The organism is Mucilaginibacter sp., assembly GCF_041663085.1.
Taxonomy (GTDB): Bacteria; Bacteroidota; Bacteroidia; order Sphingobacteriales; family Sphingobacteriaceae; genus Mucilaginibacter.
This window is the reverse complement of the sequence record NZ_JBAZRC010000216.1, coordinates 1-4,933: the sequence shown is the minus strand read 5'-3', so window position 1 is coordinate 4,933 and position 4,933 is coordinate 1. Positions and strand designations below refer to the sequence as shown.

5 protein-coding genes are annotated in these 4,933 nt (G+C 43.1%); all 5 read left to right on the top strand.

What is annotated here, in order from left to right; genetic code table 11:
- Window positions 1-1,424: DNA mismatch repair endonuclease MutL (mutL, locus tag WC615_RS22515; protein WP_372980281.1), on the top strand; the 1,424-nt coding region annotated here is incomplete at its 5' end.
- 33 nt (window positions 1,425-1,457) lie between these two features.
- Window positions 1,458-2,165: a rhomboid family intramembrane serine protease gene (locus WC615_RS22510; RefSeq protein WP_372980280.1), complete on the top strand. Its 708-nt coding sequence runs from the start codon at window positions 1,458-1,460 to the stop codon at window positions 2,163-2,165.
- A 30-nt stretch (window positions 2,166-2,195) separates the two neighbouring features.
- On the top strand, window positions 2,196-3,077 hold the full coding sequence (locus tag WC615_RS22505; RefSeq protein ID WP_372980279.1) for a rhomboid family intramembrane serine protease: 882 nt from the start codon (window positions 2,196-2,198) through the stop codon (window positions 3,075-3,077).
- The gene (locus tag WC615_RS22500) at window positions 3,067-4,179 is read left to right on the top strand and encodes an endonuclease/exonuclease/phosphatase family protein (protein ID WP_372980278.1); all 1,113 of its coding nucleotides are present in this window, start codon (window positions 3,067-3,069) and stop codon (window positions 4,177-4,179) included. The genes WC615_RS22505 and WC615_RS22500 overlap by 11 nt, the downstream gene beginning before the upstream one ends.
- A 46-nt stretch (window positions 4,180-4,225) precedes the next feature.
- Window positions 4,226-4,933, top strand: a 708-nt coding sequence (locus WC615_RS22495) for a class I tRNA ligase family protein (RefSeq protein WP_372980277.1), incomplete at its 3' end; no start/stop codon positions are given.

Genomic DNA, 4,933 nt, shown 5'->3' with positions numbered 1-4,933 from the left:
CCATCTCTATCAAAAACCCTTTTTATAACACACCTGCTCGCCGTAACTTTTTAAAAAGTAACCCGGTGGAGATGCGCCATATTATTGACGAATTTCAGCGCGTGGCTTTGGCCAATCCGCAGGTTTTTTTAACCATGCATCATGATGGGCAGGAGGTTTATCATTTACCGGGTGCGGCGCTTAAACAACGTATTGTGCATTTGTTTGGTAATAATTATAACCAGCGACTGGTGCCGGTAGAGGAAGAAACCACCATTATAAACCTGCGTGGTTTTGTAGGCAAGCCCGAGTTTGCCCGTAAAACCCGTGGCGAGCAGTTCTTTTTTGTGAACAACCGTTTTATAAAGGATAATTACCTTAACCATGCGGTATTAACTGCCTTCCAGGAGTTATTGCCTGATGAAACCTTCCCGCTGTATGTGCTTTTTATTGATATCGACCCGGCGAAGATCGATATCAACGTACACCCTACAAAAACCGAGATCAAATACCAGGACGAGAAATCTATCTACGCCATTATCCGCTCGGCGGTAAAACGTTCGCTGGGTAAGTATAATATTACCCCAACGCTTGATTTTGACCAGGAGAACAGCATCGGCCATCTCATCACCCCAAAACCTTTTGAGGAGATTGTGCAGCCGAGCATTGCCTTTAACCCCAATTTTAACCCCTTTGCGCCCGAGAAAAAAGCAAGCGACAGGGAACCGTCATTCTCGCATAGCAGTAACGACCACCGCACCGCTATCCCGCGCAACTGGGATACCTTGTATGAAATAAGCAAGAAGGAAGAAACCCTGCAGCACCAGATGCACGAGGAGCAGAGTATCCCGGTAAATGAGCAGGATATTACCAAAAGCAGCGAGAAGCAGTTTTTCCAGGTGCATAACCGGTATATACTTTCGCAGATCAAATCGGGCTTTATGCTCATCAACCAGCAGGCTGCGCACGAGCGTATTTTGTACGAGCGATACCTGCACCAGTTAGAGAACCACTCGGGGGTAAGCCAGCAGAGTTTATTTCCGCAATCGGTTACACTAAACAGCGCCGATTTTGAGTTATTGAGAGAGTTGCTGCCCGATATAAAAGCGTTGGGTTTTGACATACGCGAGTTTGGCCGAAACACGGTTGTTGTTGACGGGATACCGGCTGATATTACCAATGCTAATGAGCACGAACTGCTGGAGCAGTTACTGGAAGGGTTTAAAAACAATCTTGCTGTTTTAAAGTTGGATAAGCGCGATAACCTTGCCCGCTCACTGGCGCGTAACGCCGCGCTAAAAGCAGGGGTAAAGCTAAGTATGGAAGAGATGAACCAACTGGTTGACCAGCTTTTTGCCTGCCAAATGCCAAACCTGGCACTAAATGGCAAGCCTGTAATTAGTACCTTTACGCTGAATGAATTAGCAGAACGATTTGAAAAGTAAATAAAGCTTAAACCATAATACACATATATAACAATGCAGTCACCTTTTGCCAATATGCCGCCGGTTGTAAAAAACCTGCTTATTATCAATATTATATTCTTTATAGCAACCTATGCCTTAGCAAAGTTTATTGATTTGCAGGGCTTATTGTCTGCTTATTATTTTAATTCTCCATTTTTTAAACCGTGGCAAATTATTACCTACATGTTTATGCATGCTGGGTTTGGTCATATTTTCTTTAATATGTTTGCGCTGGTATCATTTGGGCCAATGCTTGAATACACATTGGGGTCAAAAAAATTCTTCAATTACTATTTTATAACTGGTATTGGGGGCTATGTTTTATATACGTTGATACAAGCAATAGAAGTGCATGCTATTACAGGGGCGTTTACAATTGCTAATCCGCAATATATGCAAGCCTATGATATGTATGGTGCGCGGGCAGAGGAGTTAAAAGGCATTTATAGCGGTGCTTTATTGGGAGCTTCAGGGGCTGTGTTTGGTATTTTGGTAGGATTTGCCATGCTGTTCCCCAACCTGGAGATGATGATCATGTTTATCCCGGTGCCTATTAAAGCAAAATATGTAGTTATAGGATATGTAGCTATAGAATTATTTACCGGGGTAGGTCGTTTTGCGGGTGATAACGTAGCGCATTTTGCCCACCTGGGCGGGGCATTATTTGGCTTCTTATTAATTAAGCTTTGGGGCATAAAACGACCCAACAATTTTTACTAAAAACCGTTTATAACAGTATATAAAAACACAATGAGCACCCTTTGGAAAGATATTCAATACAAGCTGTTAAAGTCGGGCAATAAACTTAGCCTGCTTATCGGTATAAACGTTATTGTTTACCTGGGGATTAATATTGTTGCCGTAATTGAGCAGCTATTTACAGGCTTTGGTAACAGTGCTGTATTAGCCTATACAAACGAATATTTGTTATTGCCCGCTTCCCTGCCAAAACTGCTTTACCGTTTCTGGACACCTGTTACCTACATGTTTATGCACGCGGGTATTTTCCATATCCTGTTTAACATGCTTTGGCTTTATTGGATGGGGCAGATTTTTGAGGAATACCTGGGTAATAAACGCACAATCGGGCTTTATCTTTTCGGCGGCCTTGCAGGTGGTTTGTTATTTATTGCCTGTTATAATCTTATCCCTGCATTTACCAGTATAAACGCGGCAGCTACAAGTGTAGTAGTTGGTGCATCGGCCAGTGTAATGGCTATTATTATAGCTACAGCTACGCTGCTGCCAAATTATACCATACAGTTAATACTAATAGGCCCGGTAAAATTGAAGTGGATAGCGCTGTTTTATATAGTGATAGACTTTTTAGGCATTGCAGGTGCCAACGCCGGCGGCGAAATAGCCCACCTGGGCGGCGCACTGTTTGGCTTTATTTATATAAAACAAATGCAGCGCGGAAACGATTGGATACTGGGTATCAATAAAATATTTGAACGCAAACCCAAAATGAAAGTGGTTACTAACAGTGGTGGTCAGCGTAAAACATCCGGTGCGCCAAAGCAGGAGGATGTTGACCGCATCCTCGATAAAATATCGGGCAGTGGTTATGACAGCCTCACCAGGCAGGAAAAAGAAACCTTATTCAGAGCAAGCAACAATAATGAGGGCTAAAAAAAGAAGTCTACCCTTTATTGATAAGATATTTTTGTGGACAAACTATTTGCTATGCCTGGCCTTGCTGCTTTGTTATTTAGCCCCGTATGTTGATCCCCGCAAATTTTGGCCTATCGCTTTTTTTGGCCTGGCTTACCCCCCTTTACTTATAGTAAACCTGCTGATCATGGCTTACTGGCTTATTCGTAAAAGCTGGTTCGTAGGCCTGTCGGCAATCACCATATTAATAGGCTGGAATGTATTGATGAATAATATTGGCATCCGCCTGCCATCATCGGCAAGCAGCGCCCCAAGCCTAAAGGTTTTAAGGCTGATGACCTATAATGTGCACAATTTTAAACGTTACGGCGCCAAAAACGATGTATCTACCAAGCACGAGATACTTGATCTGATAGGGCAGGAGCAGCCGGATATTATAGGTATACAGGAGTTTTTTACCCGCAAAAAGGGCCAGTATGATATGATAGATTCTGTAAAGAAGGTAATGCGCGCCCAACATTATTATTTTGAGCCTACCATGACCAGCTCCAGCGAATCTATCGGGATGGCTATCTTTTCTAAATATCCTATTAAATCGTACGGGCTGGTGCAACTGGCAGCTAAAGGCAGCGGCAACCAGTGTTTATATGTTGATGTAGAAAAAGATGGGGGCGTGTTACGGATGTATAGCGTGCATTTGCAATCCATTAATTTTGATCCGCAGGATTATAAGTACCTGGGCAATCTTTCATCAAAGGGTAAAACAGATATTAGCGGCACCAAGCGTGTTGGCTGGAAATTGAAAACAGCTTTTCAAAAACGCAGCGACCAGGTTTTTATCATAAAAGAGCATGCCCATAAATGCCCGTACCCGTACATCATATCCGGCGATTTTAACGATACCCCATCTTCCTTCGCGGTTAACCAAATGGCAAAGGGATTAAAAAATGCTTTCAGGGAAAAAGGGGCCGGTTTGGGGCGTACCTATAACGGGGCTTTCCCCAATTACCAGATAGATTATGTAATGGCCAGCCCGCAGTTTGATGTGTGGGAGTACAAGATCATCGAAAAAAAATTGTCAGATCATTATCCTTTAAGTACGGTTTTGGTATTAAAATAACATCATCCAAATTAAACTCCACGCCTAAAATTGTAAGTTTGCGCACATGGAACAAAAATTATTTGTTTACAACACTTTAACACGTAAAAAAGAAGAATTTAAGCCGCTAAACCCCGGGCATGTGGGGATGTATGTTTGCGGCCCTACAGTATACAGCGATGTGCATTTAGGCAACTGCCGTACTTTTATATCTTTCGATCTTATCTTCAGGTATCTTTTACACCTGGGTTATAAGGTGCGTTATGTGCGTAATATAACCGATGCCGGCCATTTGGAGGGCGACGCCGATGAGGGCGAAGACAAAGTATCAAAAAAGGCAAAGATAGCCCAGCTGGAGCCTATGGAAATTGTACAGAAGTACACCGTAGATTTCCATAACGTAATGCAGATATTTAATTCGTTGCCGCCAAGTATTGAGCCCACCGCTACCGGCCATATTATTGAGCAGATAGAACTGGTGAAAGCTATACTGGCCAAAGGCTATGCTTATGAGGTTGATGGCTCGGTTTACTTTGATGTAGAAAAATACAACCAAACGCAGGATTACGGTATTTTAAACGGCCGCAACCTGGAGGATATGTTGAACAATACCCGTGCATTAGGCGGGCAGAACGAGAAACATGGCAAGCTTGATTTTGCCTTATGGATAAAAGCCAAGCCCGAGCATTTAATGAAGTGGCCATCGCCATGGGGATTGGGTTTCCCGGGCTGGCACCTGGAATGTTCTGCTATGAGTAATAAATACCTGGGCCAA

What these genes read in the sequence shown, in the direction of transcription:
- WC615_RS22510 (WP_372980280.1), top strand. Translation starts at nt 1,458, where the DNA reads ATGCAGTCACCTTTTGCCAATATGCCGCCGGTTGTAAAAAACCTGCTT.
- WC615_RS22505 (WP_372980279.1), top strand. Translation starts at nt 2,196, where the DNA reads ATGAGCACCCTTTGGAAAGATATTCAATACAAGCTGTTAAAGTCGGGC.
- WC615_RS22500 (WP_372980278.1), top strand. Translation starts at nt 3,067, where the DNA reads ATGAGGGCTAAAAAAAGAAGTCTACCCTTTATTGATAAGATATTTTTG.